The organism is Nocardioides alpinus (assembly GCF_900112035.1).
GTDB classification, from domain to species: Bacteria; Actinomycetota; Actinomycetes; order Propionibacteriales; family Nocardioidaceae; genus Nocardioides; species Nocardioides alpinus.
Map to the genome: position 1 here is coordinate 324071 of NZ_FOKC01000003.1, position 17410 is coordinate 341480.

16 protein-coding genes are annotated in these 17410 nt (G+C 69.5%); 3 read left to right on the plus strand and 13 right to left on the minus strand.

What is annotated here, in order from left to right:
* The first annotated feature begins 13 nt into the window (after nucleotides 1-13).
* Entirely contained in the window at nucleotides 14-760 is a 747-nt protein-coding gene (locus tag BM127_RS09305; RefSeq protein ID WP_091197703.1) for a FadR/GntR family transcriptional regulator, read from the plus strand.
* Nucleotides 761-768: 8 nt separating this feature from the next.
* Here the strand turns inward: BM127_RS09305 and BM127_RS22535 are convergent, their stop codons facing one another.
* The 11 genes from BM127_RS22535 to BM127_RS09360 form a co-directional block, all read right to left on the minus strand.
* Nucleotides 769-1935 (minus strand): flavin reductase family protein, encoded by a 1167-nt coding sequence (locus tag BM127_RS22535; RefSeq protein ID WP_091197706.1) that lies wholly within the window; start codon nucleotides 1933-1935, stop codon nucleotides 769-771.
* On the minus strand, nucleotides 1928-2809 hold the full coding sequence (locus BM127_RS09315; RefSeq protein ID WP_091197709.1) for an NmrA family NAD(P)-binding protein: 882 nt from the start codon (nucleotides 2807-2809) through the stop codon (nucleotides 1928-1930). The genes BM127_RS22535 and BM127_RS09315 overlap by 8 nt, the downstream gene beginning before the upstream one ends.
* 7 nt (nucleotides 2810-2816) lie before the next feature.
* On the minus strand, nucleotides 2817-3341 hold the full coding sequence (locus BM127_RS09320) for a nuclear transport factor 2 family protein (protein WP_091197713.1): 525 nt from the start codon (nucleotides 3339-3341) through the stop codon (nucleotides 2817-2819).
* A gap of 32 nt (nucleotides 3342-3373) precedes the next feature.
* On the minus strand, nucleotides 3374-5110 hold the full coding sequence (locus BM127_RS09325; protein ID WP_091197716.1) for a CocE/NonD family hydrolase: 1737 nt from the start codon (nucleotides 5108-5110) through the stop codon (nucleotides 3374-3376).
* Nucleotides 5107-5952 (minus strand): ABC transporter ATP-binding protein, encoded by an 846-nt coding sequence (locus BM127_RS09330; protein WP_091197717.1) that lies wholly within the window; start codon nucleotides 5950-5952, stop codon nucleotides 5107-5109. Before BM127_RS09330 ends, BM127_RS09325 begins: the two co-directional genes overlap by 4 nt.
* Nucleotides 5949-6734: an ABC transporter permease gene (locus tag BM127_RS09335; RefSeq protein ID WP_091197720.1), complete on the minus strand. Its 786-nt coding sequence runs from the start codon at nucleotides 6732-6734 to the stop codon at nucleotides 5949-5951. The genes BM127_RS09330 and BM127_RS09335 overlap by 4 nt, the downstream gene beginning before the upstream one ends.
* Nucleotides 6731-7528 (minus strand): ABC transporter permease, encoded by a 798-nt coding sequence (locus BM127_RS09340; protein ID WP_091197724.1) that lies wholly within the window; start codon nucleotides 7526-7528, stop codon nucleotides 6731-6733. The genes BM127_RS09335 and BM127_RS09340 overlap by 4 nt, the downstream gene beginning before the upstream one ends.
* Complete coding sequence (locus BM127_RS09345) at nucleotides 7509-8492, minus strand: ABC transporter substrate-binding protein (RefSeq protein WP_091197727.1); 984 nt, start codon at nucleotides 8490-8492, stop codon at nucleotides 7509-7511. The genes BM127_RS09340 and BM127_RS09345 overlap by 20 nt, the downstream gene beginning before the upstream one ends.
* An 81-nt stretch (nucleotides 8493-8573) precedes the next feature.
* Nucleotides 8574-9875, minus strand: a complete 1302-nt coding sequence (locus BM127_RS09350) for an acyl-CoA dehydrogenase family protein (RefSeq protein WP_091197729.1) — start codon at nucleotides 9873-9875, stop codon at nucleotides 8574-8576.
* Complete coding sequence (locus BM127_RS09355; protein ID WP_091198000.1) at nucleotides 9872-12190, minus strand: CocE/NonD family hydrolase; 2319 nt, start codon at nucleotides 12188-12190, stop codon at nucleotides 9872-9874. The genes BM127_RS09350 and BM127_RS09355 overlap by 4 nt, the downstream gene beginning before the upstream one ends.
* Nucleotides 12190-13245, minus strand: coding sequence for a quinone oxidoreductase family protein (locus tag BM127_RS09360; protein WP_091197732.1), 1056 nt, complete (start codon nucleotides 13243-13245; stop codon nucleotides 12190-12192). The genes BM127_RS09355 and BM127_RS09360 overlap by 1 nt, the downstream gene beginning before the upstream one ends.
* Nucleotides 13246-13457: 212 nt before the next feature.
* On the opposite strand from BM127_RS09360, the gene BM127_RS09365 reads away from it, so the two are divergent.
* Nucleotides 13458-14063: a TetR/AcrR family transcriptional regulator gene (locus BM127_RS09365; RefSeq protein ID WP_198554419.1), complete on the plus strand. Its 606-nt coding sequence runs from the start codon at nucleotides 13458-13460 to the stop codon at nucleotides 14061-14063.
* 1 nt (nucleotide 14064) lies between these two features.
* Here the strand turns inward: BM127_RS09365 and BM127_RS09370 are convergent, their stop codons facing one another.
* Both BM127_RS09370 and BM127_RS09375 read right to left on the minus strand, forming a co-directional pair.
* Nucleotides 14065-15354 carry a PucR family transcriptional regulator gene (locus BM127_RS09370; RefSeq protein WP_175507364.1) on the minus strand — a complete coding sequence of 430 codons (1290 nt, stop codon included), beginning with the start codon at nucleotides 15352-15354 and terminating at the stop codon, nucleotides 14065-14067.
* 8 nt (nucleotides 15355-15362) lie between these two features.
* Complete coding sequence (locus BM127_RS09375; protein ID WP_198554418.1) at nucleotides 15363-16007, minus strand: flavin reductase family protein; 645 nt, start codon at nucleotides 16005-16007, stop codon at nucleotides 15363-15365.
* Nucleotides 16008-16181: 174 nt separating this feature from the next.
* On the opposite strand from BM127_RS09375, the gene BM127_RS09380 reads away from it, so the two are divergent.
* Nucleotides 16182-17396: an acyl-CoA dehydrogenase family protein gene (locus BM127_RS09380; protein ID WP_091197740.1), complete on the plus strand. Its 1215-nt coding sequence runs from the start codon at nucleotides 16182-16184 to the stop codon at nucleotides 17394-17396.
* The last annotated feature ends 14 nt before the right edge of the window (nucleotides 17397-17410 follow it).

A 17410-nucleotide genomic window follows, 5' to 3' on the forward strand; every position in this document is an offset into this window, starting at 1 on the left:
CTAAACTGCCCGTATGTTTTCCAAGCCGCCCGCTCGCGCCCAGCAGCTCGCGACCGAGATCGAGCAGTCGATCGTCCAGCGCGGGCTGCAGACCGGTGAGCGCATCGCGAACATGGAAGAGCTCCGCGAGGCGACCGGCTACGGCCGCGCGACCATCGGCGAGACGGCCCGGCTGCTCGCCGAGCGGGGCACCGTCGAGATCCGGCCCGGGCGGGGCGGCGGCCTGTTCGTCGCGTCCATCAGCCCGGTCGTACGGCTGCGTCGCACGCTGCTGACGGTGACGGACGGCCAGTCGACGGTCAGTGACGCCATCGCGGTGCGGGAGGCCCTGGAGGAGCTGATCGCGCTCGACGCGGCCCGGCACCACACGCCGGAGGACGTCGTCGACCTGCGCCGGTGCATGCAGTCCATGGCTGACCACGGCGACGACTGGTCGGCCTTCATGGCGGCCAACTGGACCCTGCACGAACGCATCGCGGCCGTCACGCCCAACGAGCTCGCGCGCGCGGTGTATGTCGGCACGATCCGCTGCGTCGCCGAGCTGACCGTGCATGCGCAGACGGAGGAGAAGGAGGACGCGGAGGAGTACCTCGCGTCCCGCGTCGCAGTGCACACGCAGCTCGTGGAAGCGATCATCTCCGGCGACCTCGACCGCACGCGCGACGCCGTCGAGGCGCACCGCGGGATCAGCGTGGGTGCCGACATGGTCGAGGAGGCGCCCGATCGGCCGTCCTCGCCCGATGCGGCACTCGTGCCCTGACGGATCTCTCACCCGCCGGCTGAGGCAGCCACCTCGTGGAGCCGTCGCACCCACTCCTCGATCTGCGTCGTCGACGCGGCAGGGGGTAGGCCGGTCAGACGCACGGCCATCGGGGGGACGCCCTCGACCTGTGGCACGAGGACCACGATCGACGCGACGTCGTACGTCTCGCCGGGCACGAGGTCGGGGCAGAAGAGGTCGGCGAGCTCCGCCGTCACCTGCTGGACGGCCCGCTCGTGGCGAGGCAGTCGGTCGGACTTCTCGAACTCGGACAGCGCCTGCTCGTGTCGTTCCATCACGTCCGGCTCCGCGGCGAGCAGCGAGTAGCCGCGCTCGCGCACCTTCTCCAGCAGCACGCCGTACCGCTCCCGCCGATCGGTCCCGTCCTTCGGCGCCCGGCCCAGCCAGTCGTCGACCTCGTCGGTCGTCGAGCCGACCATGAAGACGGCGCCGAGCGGGGGGATGATCGGTTGGCGGTGCCCGAGGGGGACGGGTTCGGCCACGTCTCCCCCAGTGGCCGCAAGCACCTGGACGGCGTCGTTGCGGATCTTGGCGAGCACGCTGACGTTGACGCCGAACTCCGTGCTGAGGCTCTCGACCTCGGAGCGGACCGTCTCCGCCAGCCGGGCGGCCTGGATCAGCTCGGGGTCGGGGGCGGCGATGAACGAGCCGGTCGAGAACCGGCCGTAGCCGCCCTGGAAGAACAGGAGCGGCAGAGTCGACCGCTCGACGGCCAGGTGGTGGACCCGGCCGAGGACGATGTAGTGGTCTCCCGCCTCGCGGACGTCCTCGAAGGTGCACTCGATCCACGACACCGCGTCCTCGAGGATGGGAGAGCCGAGTGGTCCCGGCCGCCACTTCACGCCGTCGAACTTGCCCTTCTGGCGCATCGCGATCTGCCGGCACAGCGGCTCCTGGTCCGAGGCCAGGACATTGACACAGAAGGTCTCCGCCGACCTGAGCCGCGTGAAGCTGCCCGAGCCGATGGCCGGGAAGAAGGCGATGAGGGGCGGGTCGAGCGAGACCGAGGAGAAGGTCCCGACGACCATGCCGTCCGGGCTGCCGTCCTCCCCCACTGCTGTCACCACGGCGACACCGGTCGGGTAGTGGCCCAGGGTCTCTCGGAAGAGCGCGGGATCTATCGCCTGTGACATGGAGTCGGTCCTCTCAGACATGTGCTGCTCCTCGGTAGGCCTCGTGCTCGCGGCGTACGAACTGCTCGAAGGTCGTGGGCTCGCGCCCGAGCAACCAGCTCAGGACGTGGGGGTTGCCGACGAAGTCATGGCTGCTGTACCTCGCACCGATCGCCCGCAGCACCCGCGCCTGGTAGGGGAACGCATCCAGGCTCTCGACGCCTAGAGCCGCCTTCAGGAAGGTGTCGGGGTCGATCTGCTCCGCCTCCACCTCGCGTCCGGTCACCTCGGCGATGATCCTCGCCAGGTCGTGTGCCGTGAAGCGCCCGGGACCGACCAGCTCGTACGTGGCGCTGGCGTGGGACTGGCAGTCGAGGAGGACCGAAGCCGCCACTTCTGCCACGTCGTCCACGTCGACCATGGACTGCCGTCGATCCAAGGACCAAGACAGTCGAAAGACGCCGTGCTCGAAGGCCGGCACCAGCCGGTGCCGCAGCATGTAGTTGGCCGGCTGAAGGATGGTGAACTCCAGTCCCGACGAGACCAGGTGCTGTTCGATCTCCAGCTTCGACTGGTGCTGGACGAGCTCGGGGATGTTCGGGTGCAGGACGGAACTGAGGACGAAGTGCTGCACGCCGGCCTCGCGGGCGGCGTCGATTGCCGCGACTCCCGTCGCAGTCTCGTCGGGGTGGAGCGCGGGTCCCACGTAGTAGACGGAGTCCGCGCCGCGGACGGCCGCAGCGATCGCGCCCGGCGCCGAGAGGTCGCCGACCACGACCTCGGCGACGCCGGCGGCCCGCAGCGCGTCGGCCGAGGACTCCGAGCGCACCCAGGCACGGACCTCGGCGCCGGCAGCTACCAGTCGCGGCACCAGCAGCTTGCCTTGGTTGCCGTTGGCGGCGGTCACGAGGATCACGACAGCGCTACTTGCCCGTGACGGCCCGGAGGAACGCGATGTCGCCCTCCTCGGCGAACTGGTGCAGGCCCTTGGAGGTCATGTCGGGCTGGTGCTCGCGCTGCGGCTCGGGGACCGACGGGTTGCCGCTCCAGGACAGCAGGCGGCAGACCCGGCGCTTGATGCGCCAGCCGTCCGGGGTGCGGACCAGCTCGTCGTCGTAGTAGCCCGTGCCGAGCCAGGACGAACCGCCCTCGGCCGCGTGGCGCACGAGCAGCCAGTTGCCGTAGCTGAAGGCGTTGGCGGTGTGGCCGTCCACGTGGACGAGCTGGCCCATCATCGTGTGGACGTGACTGTCGAGGGTGTCGTGGAACTCGGCGAAGGACTTCTTGAAGACGTCGAGGCCGACCCACGCCGCGCCTGCCGGGCCGAAGACGGCCTCCACGTCCTGGGTGAAGACGCGGTCGAACAGGTCCCAGGCGCGGGCGTCCAGCGCGAAGCCGTACATGTTGAGCGCCTCGATGATCTCGGCCTTGTCGTCGTTGCTGGTCATGCGGGTGTCCTTGTCTGTGTCGGCGGGGAGTGTCAGGAGCGAACGGGCAGCTGCACGTACGAGGGGCGGGAGCCGCCGGTGTGGATCACGTGCTGCCCCTTGTTCTGGGCGACGTAGTCGCGGGTCATGGGCATGTGCGGGCCTAGCGGGTTCTGCGCGCTGATGACCACACGGACCTGCTCCCCCGCGTGGAGGACCAGCCCGATCGGCAGCAGGTCGATCTCGACCTCGACGACCTGCTCGGGCTCGAGCTTCTCGACCCGGTCGAACGAGTGCGCGGGGACGTCGTCGGTCGACAGCGCATCGTCCAGGTGTCGCGCCGAGACCCGGAGTCGCCCGTTCGAGCCCTTGTAGCGCAGCACGGACGAGCCCTTCTCGGTGAGGTCGTGCAGGACCGCGCTCCGGCTCGGCACCGTGAACTCCTGGAGCGGGGTGCCCTGGGCGTCGAGCTTCTGGAGCAGGACGAACAGCTCCATGTCGTCGGACCCCTTGGCCTCGACCCACAGGTGCGCCTTGGGGTAGCCGACGAGCACGGTCTCCTCGGCGAATCGGGTCGTGAACGACACCAGTCCCGGGCCCATGGCGACGTCGTACTCGGCCGGCACTTCCGTCGCAGGCGTGTCGGTGGTGAGGGACCGCGTGCGGCCGTCGAGGTAGTACTTCACCGAGCTCACGTCGGTGGGCGGGAACTCCGTGGCCTCGTGGCCCTCGCTGTCGCCGCCCTCGAGGTCGAGGAGGCTGTAGCGGACCCGTGCGGTCTGCTCCCAGCCGTTGTCCTCGCCCTTGAGGAAGCGGTCGAAGAAGCGCCGCAGGTCCTCGACGTTCTCCTCGCGGTAGAAGTCGGGCCACTCCTGCGTGCTGTGGACGCGCAGCCACTTGTCGGTCGAGGCGATCCTTCGCCAGCCGCGGAACGTGCCGGCCGTGTGCAGGGTGTTGGAGTAGCTGGCCACGACGTATGCCGGGACGGTGACCTGCTCGAAGCGTGGGGTCTTGTCCTCCCAGAGGTCGTCGACCAGGGGGTGCTCCTCCACCTCGGACAGGATGTCCTCACGCTGGTTCTGCCCCATGTAGCTCTGCTTCTGCAGGCGCTCGCCGAAGCCGATGTCCGGCATGCCGCCGCGCATCACGAGGTCGCGGTAGATGTCGCTGAAGCCCTCCCACGGGTTGATCGCGGCGAGGTGCGGCGGCTGCTCTGCCGCGGTGAACCACTGCGCGACCGCGAGGTAGGACGTGCCGCTCATCCCGACCTTGCCGTTGCTCCACTCCTGCTCGGCCAGCCACTCGATGAGGTCGTGGCAGTCCTCCCCCTCCTGGCGTCCGAACATGGCGCTGTCGCCCTCGGAGTGGGCGATGCCGCGCGGGTCGGGGTTGCAGACGGCGTAGCCCTTGGCGCACCAGTAGGCCGGGTCCGGACCCTCGAACTTCTCGAGGCCCGAGCGGGCCGAGTTGTCGAGCCCGAGCATGCCGAGCAGGCCGAGGACCATCGGGGAGGATCCGTGGCTCTTGCCGTAGGGGCTCCAGGCGACGATCACGGGCACCTGCTCCGTGCCGGCAGGACGGAACACGTCGACGTAGATCGTGACGCCGTCGCGCAGCGTGACTGCGACGTCCTTCTCGAAGACGATCTCGCTCGAGAGCGGAAGGAACATCGGGGCCAGCTGGTAGCCAGGCGCCAGGGTCTGCGTCCCCGGCTTGAACTCGGTCGTCATGCCGTGCGCCGGGGTGGCGGCGTACTGGGACGGCTCGTAGCGCTTCTCTACCTGGCTCATGTCAGGACCTCTGCTCGTGGGATGGTGGTGGCGATGGGAGTGGTGTCAGTGGTGGGGTGCACGATCGCGTCGTAGACCGTGCGGCGGTAGTCGAGGAAGCGCGGGTCGGCCTTGGTGGCCAGCTCGTCACGTGGCCTCGGGAGATCGACGGCGACCTCCATCAGCACGTGGCTCGGCCGGGCGCTGAGCACGAAGACGCGGTCGGCGAGGAAGATCGCCTCGTCGATGTCGTGGGTGATCAGCAGGGTCGTCAGACCGAGCTCCGCCGAGATCTCGGCGGTCATCAGCTCGAGGTTGATCCGGGTCTGGGCGTCAACCGAGGCGAAGGGCTCGTCCATGAGCAGCACCCGCGGGTGGGTGGCCAGGGCACGCGCGATCGCGACCCGCTGCTGCATGCCACCCGACAACTGCCAGGGGTACTGGTCCTCCACACCGGCGAGGTGGACGCGCGCGAGCGCCTCCGCGGCCCTCTCGGTGCGCAACTGCCGGGGCAGGTCCTTGAGCCCGAACTCGACGTTCTTGCGGACGGTGAGCCAGGGGAACAGGCTGCGGTTGTACTCCTGGAAGACGATGCCGAAGCCGTCGGGGACGCGGCGGACGGCCTTGTCGTCGAACCGGATCTCGCCGCGGCTCGGCTTCAGCAGGCCGGCGATGGTGCGCAGCAGGGTGGTCTTGCCACAGCCGGACGGTCCGACGATGGCGACGAACTCGCCCTCGGCGACGGTGAACGACACGTCGCCGATGGCCTCGACCTGGGCGCCCTTCTCGCCGACGTACGTCTTGCCGATCCCGTCGGCCGACAGCAGGACCGGGGCAGGTGAGGTGGTGGTGGAGATGGTCATGAGGTGCGGCCCTTCATTCCGTCGAACCAGGACATGGCGCGCTTCTCGACGGCCGAGAAGAGCGCGGTGAGCAGAAGACCGACCAGCGCGAGGATGACCACACCGGCGTACATGGAGGTCATGGCGTAGAGGCGCTGGGACTGCAGGACCAGGTAGCCGAGCCCGGACGAGGCGCCGAACATCTCGCTGACCACCATGAGGATCAGGGAGATGGCCAGGCCGATGCGGAGCCCGGTCGTGATCTGCGGCGTCGCCGCGGGAAGGACCACGCGGCGCAGGATGGAGAAGCTGGAGCCAGAGGTGTAGACCCGAGCGCTCTCGATGTAGCCGGGGTCGACCCGCCTGATGCCGTCCACCGTGTTGAGCAGGACGGGCCAGAAGGCGCCGAGCGCGATGATGCCGACCTTCATCGGGTCGGTCGATCCGTAGAGGGCGACCGCGAGCGGGACGAGGGCGGGCACCGGTACAGCCCGGAGAAACTCGAGCGGCGCGGTGGTCCAGGGCTCGAGGGCACGCCACCAGCCGAGCACGACCCCGAGCGCGATACCGGCCGCCGAACCGAGGACGAAGCCGGCGAGCGCGCGGGCGACCGACGGGAGGATGTCGTTGGTGAGGGCGTCGGACCGAAGCACCTCGAGGGTCTCGGTCAGCACCTCGGACAAGGGAGGGAAGAGCCCGCTGGCGTCGCGCCGTCCGGCGATCTCCCACAGGCCCATCAGCACCAGTACGAAGATCCAGCCGACGGAGCGGTGGGTGACGGAGCGGAACGTCGGGGCCTTCATCGTCGTCCTTCCGTCGAGAGTGCCTGCCAGCCGGCGATGCCGCGCTCGGCGGAGGCAAGGAGCAGGTTGATGACGACGCCGAGCGCCCCGGTGACCAGGAGACAGGCCCACACGACGTCGTTCTTGCCGGCGTTCTGGCTGCTGACCAGCAGGCTGCCGAGTCCGGGGCTGCCCGAGATGAGCTGGGCTCCGACGGCGACGACCACGCCGAGGCTCGCGCTGAGCCGGAGCGCCGTCACCATCGCGGGGACGGTCGCGGGCAGGACCACCCGTCGGATGATGGCGAGCTGGCCGAGCCCGAAGGAGCGGGCAGTGTCGACCTGCAGCGGGTCGACGGCGCGCACGCCGCCGCGGGCGCCGAGCAGGAGCGGCCAGACGCAGGCGATGGCGATGAGGAAGACCTGCATGGGCACTTCGATGCCGAAGAGCACGATGGCGACGGGGACGAGCGCCACGGCGGGGACGGGGCGCAGGATCTCGACGGCACTGCGGGTCGCCCGGTCCGCCCAGCGCGAGAGTCCTACGGCGATGCCGCTGGGGATGCCGATGGCGGTGGCCACCAGCAGGCCCAGGAGCCAGGCGAGGACGGTGTAGCCGATCGCCGACACCATGTCGCCGTCGACCACCGAGGTGCGCAGCGCGCCCAGGATCTCGCCGGTCGACGGGACGCTGGTGGTGGGCAGCAGGCCCACCGCTCGCATCCCCTCGAACAGCAGGACGAGGGTGGCCAGCCCGGCGCACGCCTGGAGCGTGCGCCGGACGGGCCGGGGGATGTCAGTCAGCAAGGAAGGCATCTGCTGAGTCCGGCTTCTCGTCGATGACACCGACCTGGACGAGCAGGTCGGCCCATGCGTCCCAGCCGGCGGCGTCGTCGGTGGTGTCCATCGGGGCGAGCGAGATCACGCCGGCGAGGTCCTCGGGCACCTCGGTGATCGTCGGGATCACTGCGCGCACCTCATCGTCGTGGGCGAGGGCATACTCGGTGGCCTCGTCGACCGCCGCACGGAACTCGTCGACCACGTCCGAGTTGTCGGAGATCCACTTCTCCGAGGCGAGGAGGGCCGAGATCGGCGTCGTCGCGGGGAGTCCCTCCGAAACCGACACGAGGGGAACTGCGGCGCCGCTGCCCTTCAGGATGGTGACGAAGGGCTCGGTGGAGATGATGGCGTCCACGCGACCGGCGGCGAGGGTCTCGCCCATGTTGGGGAACGGGATCTCGACGAACTCGACGCTCGACGCGTCCACACCGGCCTGGTCCAGGGACTCCATGAGCGCGAGGTCGGGCAGCTGGAACAGCGATGCGGTCGCGATCTTCTTGCCGGCCAGGTCCTCGAGCGTCTTGATGTCGCTGTCCGGAGAGACCATGACCTGGATCGGGAAGGTGCTCGGGTCGTCGCCGGCAGTGGAGACAGTGGTCACGGACTTGATCGGCACGTTGTTGGCGCGGGCGGCCATCAGCGCCGGCGGGTTGCCCCAGATGAGGTCGGCGTCGCCGCTCATCAGCGTCGGCACGAGGGCGGCGGGCTCGACGAAGGAGATCTCGAGGTCGATGCCGTGGTCCTCGAAGATGCCCTCCTTCTCGGCCAGCACGAAGGGCGCCACCTGGCCGATGGCCAGGCTCGTGAGGTTGACCTTGGTGAGGCCACCCTCGGCTGCGGCTGCCGCTGCCGGTTCGTCGTCACTTCCACCACCACAGGCCGCGGTGCTCAAGGCGAGCATCGCCACCAGGGCGGGACTGAGGATGGTGCGGATCTTCATGGGTGTCTCGTCTCATGTGGGTGTGTGAGGGTGCGTCGAGCCACGCCCTCGTCGGTCGACGAGGGCGGTGTGTCCGAGAGATCAGCGGACCTGTGCCAGCGGTGCCGGCGCGAAGCGGTCCAAGGTGGTGATCCCCGCAACCTTGTGCGGTTCGCTTCCGGCCATGAGCCGGCCGTAGTTCTCCGAGAGCGCCTCGAGGTTGAGGGCGCCGTGCAGGGTGATGACGCGGGCGTCGCGCCAAGCGCGCTGGATCGGCTCGCTGTCCTGGATGGCGGTCGAGCCGGAGTTGCGCTGCAGGAGCTCGATGGCCTCGGCGCAGCACTTGGCGGCGTACGACGTCTCGAGGAGCACCCGGGCCATGAAGTCCTGCATGTGCTCGGGCGACGCAGGGGTGCCGGCGGCGGCGAGCTCGCCGAGTCGGTCGGTCTCGTCGGCGTTGGCCTGCGCCATCAGGGTCGCGGCCTGGATCTTGGTGTGGACCTCGGCGAGCATCAGGTGGGTCAGGGGCGCGTCGAGCTGGTTCTTGTACGTCGTGCCGCGGATCGGTCGGCCCTTGGATCGCTCGAGGAAGCGCTCCAGTGTGCCCTTCGCCAAGCCGATCGACATCCCGGCCATCGTGCTGAAGGCCCAGCCGAGGGAGGGGACGTGCCACAGCGACCCGCTGAGCCCGCTGTCGTGCGTGCCGGCGGCAATCTCGCGGAAGTCGACGCCGCGGTAGGCAGGGACGAACAGGTCGTCGCCCTTGAGCTCGACCGAGACGCTGCCCGTCCCCTTCATGCCGGCGACGTGCCAGTCGTCGAGGAACCGGAGCTCGTCACGCGGCACCTGGACGGCCACGAGGTAGGGGCCCTCGCCGTCGTCGGCGATGCAGCCCAGGTTGGTGAACGGCGACCACAGGGAGTCGGTCGCGAAGGTCCACGGGCCGCCGGAGAGGACCCAGCCGTCGGCGACGCGCACGGCCTTTCCGCGCGACGCCGGGAAGTGGCTGGAGCCGGAGACGCGGGGACCGACCCACTCAGGGGCGTACACCTCCTCCACGACCTTGGCGCCGGTGCCGACTGGCAGCCAGTTCGTCGAGCAGCCGCCCCATACGATCCATCCGGCCGAGCCGTCCCACTTGCTGACCTCGGCGACCACGTCCAGCTGCTGGCGCACGGTCAGCTCGTAGCCGCCGTACTCACTGGGGCTCGCGATGTCGAACGCACCAGTGGCGTGCAGGTCGGCGATCGTCTCGTCGGAGTGGCGTCCCGCTCGCTCGGCCTCCACGGCGCGATCACGCAGGGTGGGTCCGAGGGCACGGACCTTCTCGAGGATCGTGGCGACCCGCTCGGCACGGGTGTCGGTCTCGGTCATCGTGGGCGTCTCCTGCAGGTAGGCGGTCATCGCGCGGGCACGATCGGCAGCTGGATGTAGCTCGGGTGGTCGGGGCCGGTGAGGACGGTGTTGGTGGCGTCCACGTGGTAGCTGGTGTCGTACGCCCGAGAGGGCACGCCGGCCGGCGTGTAGGGCTGGATGTCGACGCGGAGACGGGCACCGCGTGGAATCCGGGCACTGCTCGGGTGGAGCCCGACCTCGATGGCCACGACCTCGTCCGCTTCGAGCGGCGCGTGGTCGGCCTCGAGGTGCGTGTGCACCGGCCAGTAGTCGGTGGACCGCGATTCGTCCAGCGCGCGGTGCGAGACCTTCAGCAGTCCGGTCCAGGCGGGGTGGATGTTGGACGGGTCCACGGGAGGCACGAGGCTCTCGTAGCGGATCTCACGGTCGTTCTCGTCGATCACGCGCAGGGACACGAAGACGTCCATGTCGAAGCTGGTGGAGGAGACCCAGAGCCCGGCCTTGCCGTAGCCGGCAAGGACCATGTCCTCGGTCATCGGCTCGCTGATGAACGTCGCTCCCGTGGACCATCGGGGTGTGCCACCGATGGGACCGACCGGCGCCATGGAGGGGTGGCCGACGTCGAGGTGGGCGTCGTACGTCGTGCTGGCTGCGGTGGTGGGCGGCGAGGCACTGACACGCAGGAAGTCGGCGCGGCGACCGTCCCCCGCCCATTCGGCGGGAGTCGCGTCGAGGTACCAGCGCCGGTAGTCGGTTCGTGCGATGGGCCACTCGGACTCCTCCGAGACGAAGTGGCCGCCGTTGCCGGTGCGCACCTGCACCCGGATCGGGGCGCTGTCCATGACTCCGTTGTCGACGCCCTTGAGCCAGTGGTCGAAGAACTGCATGTGCTCCGCGACCGTGTTCGCCGTGTAGCTGTGCGGGAACCAGGCGTCGACGAAGTCGAACTTCTTGTCGGTGACACCGGACGAGTTGATGAAGGTCTCGCTGCTGCCGGCCTGGTGGATGACGACGCCGGTCTGCGGGCCGACGATCCACACGGGCGCGGTGGCCTTCTCGAGCTGGGGGCGCATGAAGACCGAGCCGTTGTGGCCGTAGGCCTCCGGGTCGTTGAAGGGCGTCTTGAGGACCTGCTCCAACCAGTCGGTCTCCTGGCGCTCGCCGACGAAGTTGTGGCCGGCCATCGCCTTGCGCCACCACATCCAGAAGCCCTCACCGAACAGCCCGCCGCCGTAGAAGGCCTCGTTGTAGAGGTCGGCGTCAGTGCCGAGGGCGATCATGGCCTTGAGGTGCGGGGGCTGGAGGCTGGCGACGGTGTGCTGCGTGATCGCGAGGTAGGACATGCCCCACAGGCCCACGTGGCCGTTGGACCAGGGCTGGGTGCCGGCCCACTCGATGGCGTCGTAGTAGTCCTCGGCCTGCTGGACGCTGAAGGGCGCCTGGAGACCGGGGCTGCGGCCCACGCCCCGTGAGTCGACGCGGATGCAGACGTAGCCCTCGGGGACCCAGGTCGCGGAGTCCACGCTCTCGTGGTTCTCGTACTGCAGGCCGTCGGGGTTGCCGGAGAAGTAGCGGTCCTCCAGCTTCTCCTTCTGGGCTGCGCTCGCGTCGTCGGCGATGACGCCGTGGTCGAAGCTCTTGCCGTAGAAGCCCTTGTTCATGACGACGGGGTGCTGGCCGTCGTCGGCCGGGCGGAACACGTCGGCGAGGACGTACGACCCGTCCCGGAGCGGGATCTCGACGTCGGTCATCTTGACGATGCCGCGGATGTTGCGTCGCAGCTCGTTGCGGGCAGCGGCGGCGTCGCGCAGGGTGCGCGGCTGGTTGGCGGTGAAGACGCCTTCGGTGGCGTTGAGCTTCTCGAGCAAGCCGGCGACCAGCGCGTCGCTCGCGAAGGTCATGGTGTTGTCCCCCGAGAAACCGACCATCTGCTTGGCATCTCCTCCCCCGCCATCAGTGGCCACGACGTCGGCTGCGTCGGTGTCGGCCTGGTTGAAGTTCAGGGCGTTGACGCCGATGACTTCGTGGACGACCGGCGAGATGCGCACGCCGCCCTCACCGTTGCCCTCCTCGTCGAGGGTCTGCACGAAGCGGGCGAGGTTGGTGACGATCGGGTCGTGGAGCTTGTCGATGTTGCCGTCCACGCGGGGAACCAGGTGGGCGAGGGTGAGCCGGGGGGCTGCCGCCACGGCTCCGAGGACCAGGTTTCCGACGAAGAAGGTGACGGCCTCGCCCTCGCGGTAGTGGAACTCGCCGCGGTCGTTGGTGAGACCGGACTCGGTGGGCGTCTCGTACCTCAGGCCACAGATCGGGCCGGCGAAGACTCCGGTGAGCTGCTCGGTGGCTGACTGGTGGGTGCTCATCACTTCTCGCTTCCAAGGCTGGCCGGGACGTCCCGACGGGCAGGGGTGGTGGTTCGATCGGTGTGGTCTCCGGGGAGGAGGACGCACTTCGCGTGGGGTGAGGCTGCTTGTGCGCGCCAGGCCTCGGGGAGCTCGTCGAGGGGGCGCATCTGCACCTGGACGTGGAGGTCGCCGGCGGCGAGAACGGACCAGAGCCACCGCAGGGCGGGCTCCTTGTCGGCGAGCGAGGTGTGCAGTCCGGCGAAGCCGGTGAGCGTCAGCTGCTTGCCGCGGAGCAGTCCGGCCGGCACGTGGGCGGTGGGGCCGGCCATGTTGCCGATGTTGACGATGCGGGCGCCGGGGGCGCAGACCTGCAGTGCGGCCTCGAGCGGGGTGCCGTACAGGCCGTCGAGGACGACGTCGGCGGTGCCGATCTCGTCTCCCAACCTGACGGTCAGCTCCTCGGCGCTCTCGTCGGGTCGCAGGTCGACGGTCGCGTCGGCGCCGATCGCACGCAGGTGCTCGAGGGCCTGCGGGTTGCGGCCCACACCGACGACCCGGCCCGCGCCCTTGAGGCGGGCGATCTGGACGGCCAGCTGTCCGACGGCGCCGGTGGCGCCGAGGACGAGCACCCGCTCCCCCGCCATCAGCGACGCCCGCTCGATCAGCGGCAGGTAGGCGGCGACACCGGCGTTGCCGACGGCTGCCGCCCGGACGGGGTCGGGGCCGTTGGGCAGGACCAGGACGTTGGCGTCATCCACCATGACGTGGGTCGCCAGCGCGCCGGGGCGAGCGGGGGACGCGTGGCACTCGGCGTAGACGAGGGTTCCCACAGCGTGGCGGTCGGACTCGAGCACGGTGCCGACGCACTCGCTGCCCGGCACGTACGCCGTTTCGTGGCGCATCGAGTGGAAGCTGCCGGACGCGATGGCGAGGTCGAGAGGGTTCAGCGGTGCGGCGACGACCTCGACCAGCGTCGTGCCGGCGGCACGCGCCGGGAGGACAAGCTCTCCCAATCGCGGCTCGGCTCCAGGCGCGTCGATGAAGGCCGCGGTGGTGGCGGGGGACTCACTCACGACGACCTCCTTCAGAAACTACCCGGATGTTTCGGGTGTTTGAATCTTGGGCAGTGACGGCGGTCACTGTCAAGGTTTTGGGTGAAAATAGTCGGGTGGTTTATCGCCCGACCCGGCTGGCGTCCGGCACGCTCATTGGATACGCTGCGTGTCTTACGTCACACCGTAAGGTCGTCGCGCAAGATACGCAACGTTTCTAACGAGGGAGTTTCATGAGTCGTCGGCACGGAGCGGTGCTGGAGCGTGCAATCGCATCAGCCGTCCTCGCAGAGCTCGCCGATCGCGGTTACTCGGGGATCACCTACGACGGCGTTGCCGCTCGGGCAGGCACGAGCAAGCCCGTGCTCTACCGGCGCTGGGCGACCAGGGCGGAGATGGTCCTGGCCGCGGTCATGACCACCGGAACGGAGGTGGTGACGACGCCGGACCACGGCGACCTGGCCGAAGACCTCAAGGCCCTACTGCACGCCATGCGGGAGAACTTCGGCACCGGCCGCGCCACCATGCTCGGACTCCTCGCCGAGCTGGACGAGAACTCGGCCGCCTCGATCGGCGAGCTCATCTCTCAGTGGGGCGCGCACCTGGTCGAGCCAGCGATCCACAGCGCCCGCGCCCGCGGCGAGCTCGGCACGGCCGACATCCCGACCGCCGTCCTAGCCCTCCCCTTCGACCTCGGCCGCCACGAACTGGCCATCCGCGGGGACCTGCCTCAGGAGCGCATCGACGTCATCGTCGATGTCCTCGTAGTGCCGTTGCTCGCGCTGCACAGTCACGCCGGAGCGAAGCACGACACCGGCCCCATCCCGTTGGTCGACTGACCTACGAGTCCAGCACTCCGCCCGGTCCGTCGGCCAGGCGCAGCGCACACTCGAGCTCGAGCCGACGGACGCGTAGGTCCCTGCCCGTCTCCTGCTCGACCTTCTTCACCCGGTACGCGACGGTGTTCCGGGCCACGTGGAGGATCTCCGCAGACCGGGCGAGACTTCGGTCGCAGGCGAGGTAGGCAGCCACCGTCTCCCGGAGCTCCGCGGCCGACTTGGTGTTCGCGGCCAGCGGCCCGAGCTCGCGCGCCACGAACGCCCGGGCAAGGGTGAGGTCCCTGCTGAGCAGCACGGCCAGCTCCACGTCGGCGTACCACGTCACCGCATCTGGCACACGCGCGGAGGATCGGACGAGCTCGGCTGCCTCGGCTGCTTCGTGGTGCGACTGGCGGAACCCGTCGACGCCGGTCGCCATGGCACCCACCGCGACGCGCACCCCCGGAACGTCGTCGGGGCTGACGAGAGCCGGTCGCTCGACGTCGCGGGAACGCCAGGAGGACCACACCCACACTGAGGAAGCCCCGAAAGGGACGACGAGGCTGGCGCTGCAACCACTGCCCTCCAGCAACCGGGCGGCCACCCGCTGCAGGTCGCTTGGCGTCTCCACGCTCCCGGGGTCGCGCCACACCACAAGGGCCAGGTGGTGACGGTCCAGCGGATAGCCGAGTGTGCCCGAGGCACTCGGCGAAGAGACTATGTGGCCGTCAAGGATCGTCCGAACCAGCTCCGCCCGTTCCGCGGCCGCACTGGTCACCCAACGGTCGTGCTCAGTGAGGTACTCAGCGGCCATGCCCGAGGCGAAGTCGTCCATGAAGCGGAAGAGGAGCTCCGACGTGCGCTTCATCTCCACTGTGCGCAGAGGCTCATCGACCACCGTCGACGCCGCCTCCAGAAGGGCTCGAGCCATCATCGAGTGGCCGAGGCGGATGCCGTGAAGGACCTGGTCGAGCGGGATCTTTCGCCGCACGAAGTCGCGGTCGCCCTCCAGCGCCTCGGCGGGAACCACGCTCGTCGTCGGCACCTCTGAGACCAGCATGAGCATCGAGTGCAGCGTCGACGACTCCGTTCCCATCCGCACCGTCTCGAACGCCTCCTCGCCGCCGCTCAGCACGGGCATCTCGGCGATGATCGTCGAGGCCATCTCGTGGCCGACGTCCACCGCCCAGTCGACGGCGGCGGGGCCGAGCACCTCGCGCGCCATCGCGATGGTCGGCGGATGGCTCGCAGGCAGGTGCCGACCCGATCCGGACAGGGTCAGCAGCCATCGTCCATCGGACTGCTCCGGCACCTCAGGACTCACCATTCGGCGTAGTGGTCACGCTGCCAGTTGCCCTGGTTCGGCACGGTCCGCGCGTCGAGCTGGCACAGGGTGCCGCGGAAGAAGACCAGTGGCCGGCGCGGCAGGGGTGGTACGTCGAGACGGACGACGCGGCCGACGACAACGTCGTGGTCACCGATCGTCACCACCGAGTCGACCTCGCAGTCGATCCAGCCGAGGGCCTCCGCCAGACGTGGTGCGGCGTGATCGCCCGCCACGAGAGGGACTCCCGCGAACGGGTCCTGCCCCTTGCGGGCGAACGCCTGGCAAAGAGCGCCCTGCCCATCGTTGAGAAGACTGACCGTAAACGTCCCGGCCCCGCGAATGCGCGAGAGCGTCGAGGACCCGGAGCCGGCGAAGAACCCCACCAGCGGGGGGTCCAGGGAGATCGACGTGAAGCTGCCGACCGTCATCCCCGTCGGACCGTCGTCGTCGGCGGTCGTCACGACGCACACCGAGGTCGGCACGTGTCCCAGCGCACGGCGAAAGGCCGTCGCATCGAACTGCGGTTGCAGGCTGGTCAGTGTCATGGCCGATTCTCCAGAAGCTCGGGCGGCAGGAGGACGATTCCTCTCGACTCCCGAAGTGAAGCACGTCACGTTCTCGACCGACTTGGCCTGCAAGGCCAAATCTTGCCCTCGCATCTGCATTCACGTGATGGCCGTCACACGAGTCCAACGGGCCGCCAGAACTCTGGACTGGCGACGCAAGCGCCGCGTGTGAGGTGTGTCGCACTGTTGCGGCGATCACCCACCATCGCGGCCCTCCCGAGGGTCGGCCGACCCGCAGGAGCTCTCATGACACTCACCACCGCAGACCGACCCGCGACCGCCGCGGCACCGACGAGCGACGACCTCGTGGCCCGCGCCGCCGAGCTGGTGCCGCTGCTGCGTCGCAATGCGGAGACCACGGAGCGGCAGCGCCGGGTGGTCGAGGAGAACATCGAGGCCATCCAGGCCGCCGGCCTCTACGGCGTCTCCGTGCCGTCGCGCCTCGGCGGACTCCAGACCGACCTCACCACCTCCCTGCGCGTCAGCGTCGAGCTGGCCCGCGGTGACGGCTCCACCGCCTGGGTCAGCACGCTGATGAACGTCTGCTCGTGGATGACCGGGCTCTTCCCCGACCGCGCCCAGCAAGAGGTGTGGGGCGAGGACCCCGCTGCCCGCGTGTGCGGCGTCCTCTCACCGACGGCCACCAGCCGCAAGGTCGACGGCGGACTCGTCGTCACGGGCAAGTGGGGCTTCGCGTCGGGCTGCCTGCACTCCCAGTGGGCCGGTCTGGGCATCCCCGTCGTGAACGACGCCGGTGAGCCGATCGACCAGGGCATGGCCCTGATCCCCATGAGCGAGCTGTCGGTCGAGGACACGTGGTACGTCGCCGGCATGCGCGGCACCGGAAGCAACACCCTCGTCGCCGAGGAGGTGTTCGTGCCCGACCACCGGATCCTCTCCGTGACCCGGGCCATCGGCGGGGACTACCCCACCGAGCACCAGGACGAGTCGCTCTACCGCTCGGCGCTGGTGCCCGTCCTCGCTCTGGTGCTCATCGCCCCTCAGGTGGGCCTCGCCAAGCAGGCGCTGGAGATCGTCAAGTCCTCCCTCGCCAAGGGACGTGGCATCAGCTACACGTTCTACGAGAAGTCCTCGCTCGCCCCGACCACCCAGCTCCAGGTCGCGCAGGCATCCCAGCTGATCGACACCGCCGAGCTGCACATGCTGCGCGCCGCAGGCGACATCGACCGCGCTGCGGAAGCCGGGGAGTACCTCGACTTCGCCACTCGGGCGCGGGTGCGGGCCGACGTCAGCACCATTGCCCGCAGCTGTCGCGAGGCCGTCGACCTGCTGCTCAACGTGCACGGCGCCGGCAGCTTCGCCGAGGCCAACCCGATGCAGCGCGTGTGGCGGGACCTGGAGACCGGCAGCCGGCACGCCGTGGTGAACCCCGAGATCGGCTTCGAGCTGTACGGGCGCTCGCTGCTCGGTGTCGAGGAGCAGATCACCGCCCTCATCTGACCCCGACGACCACC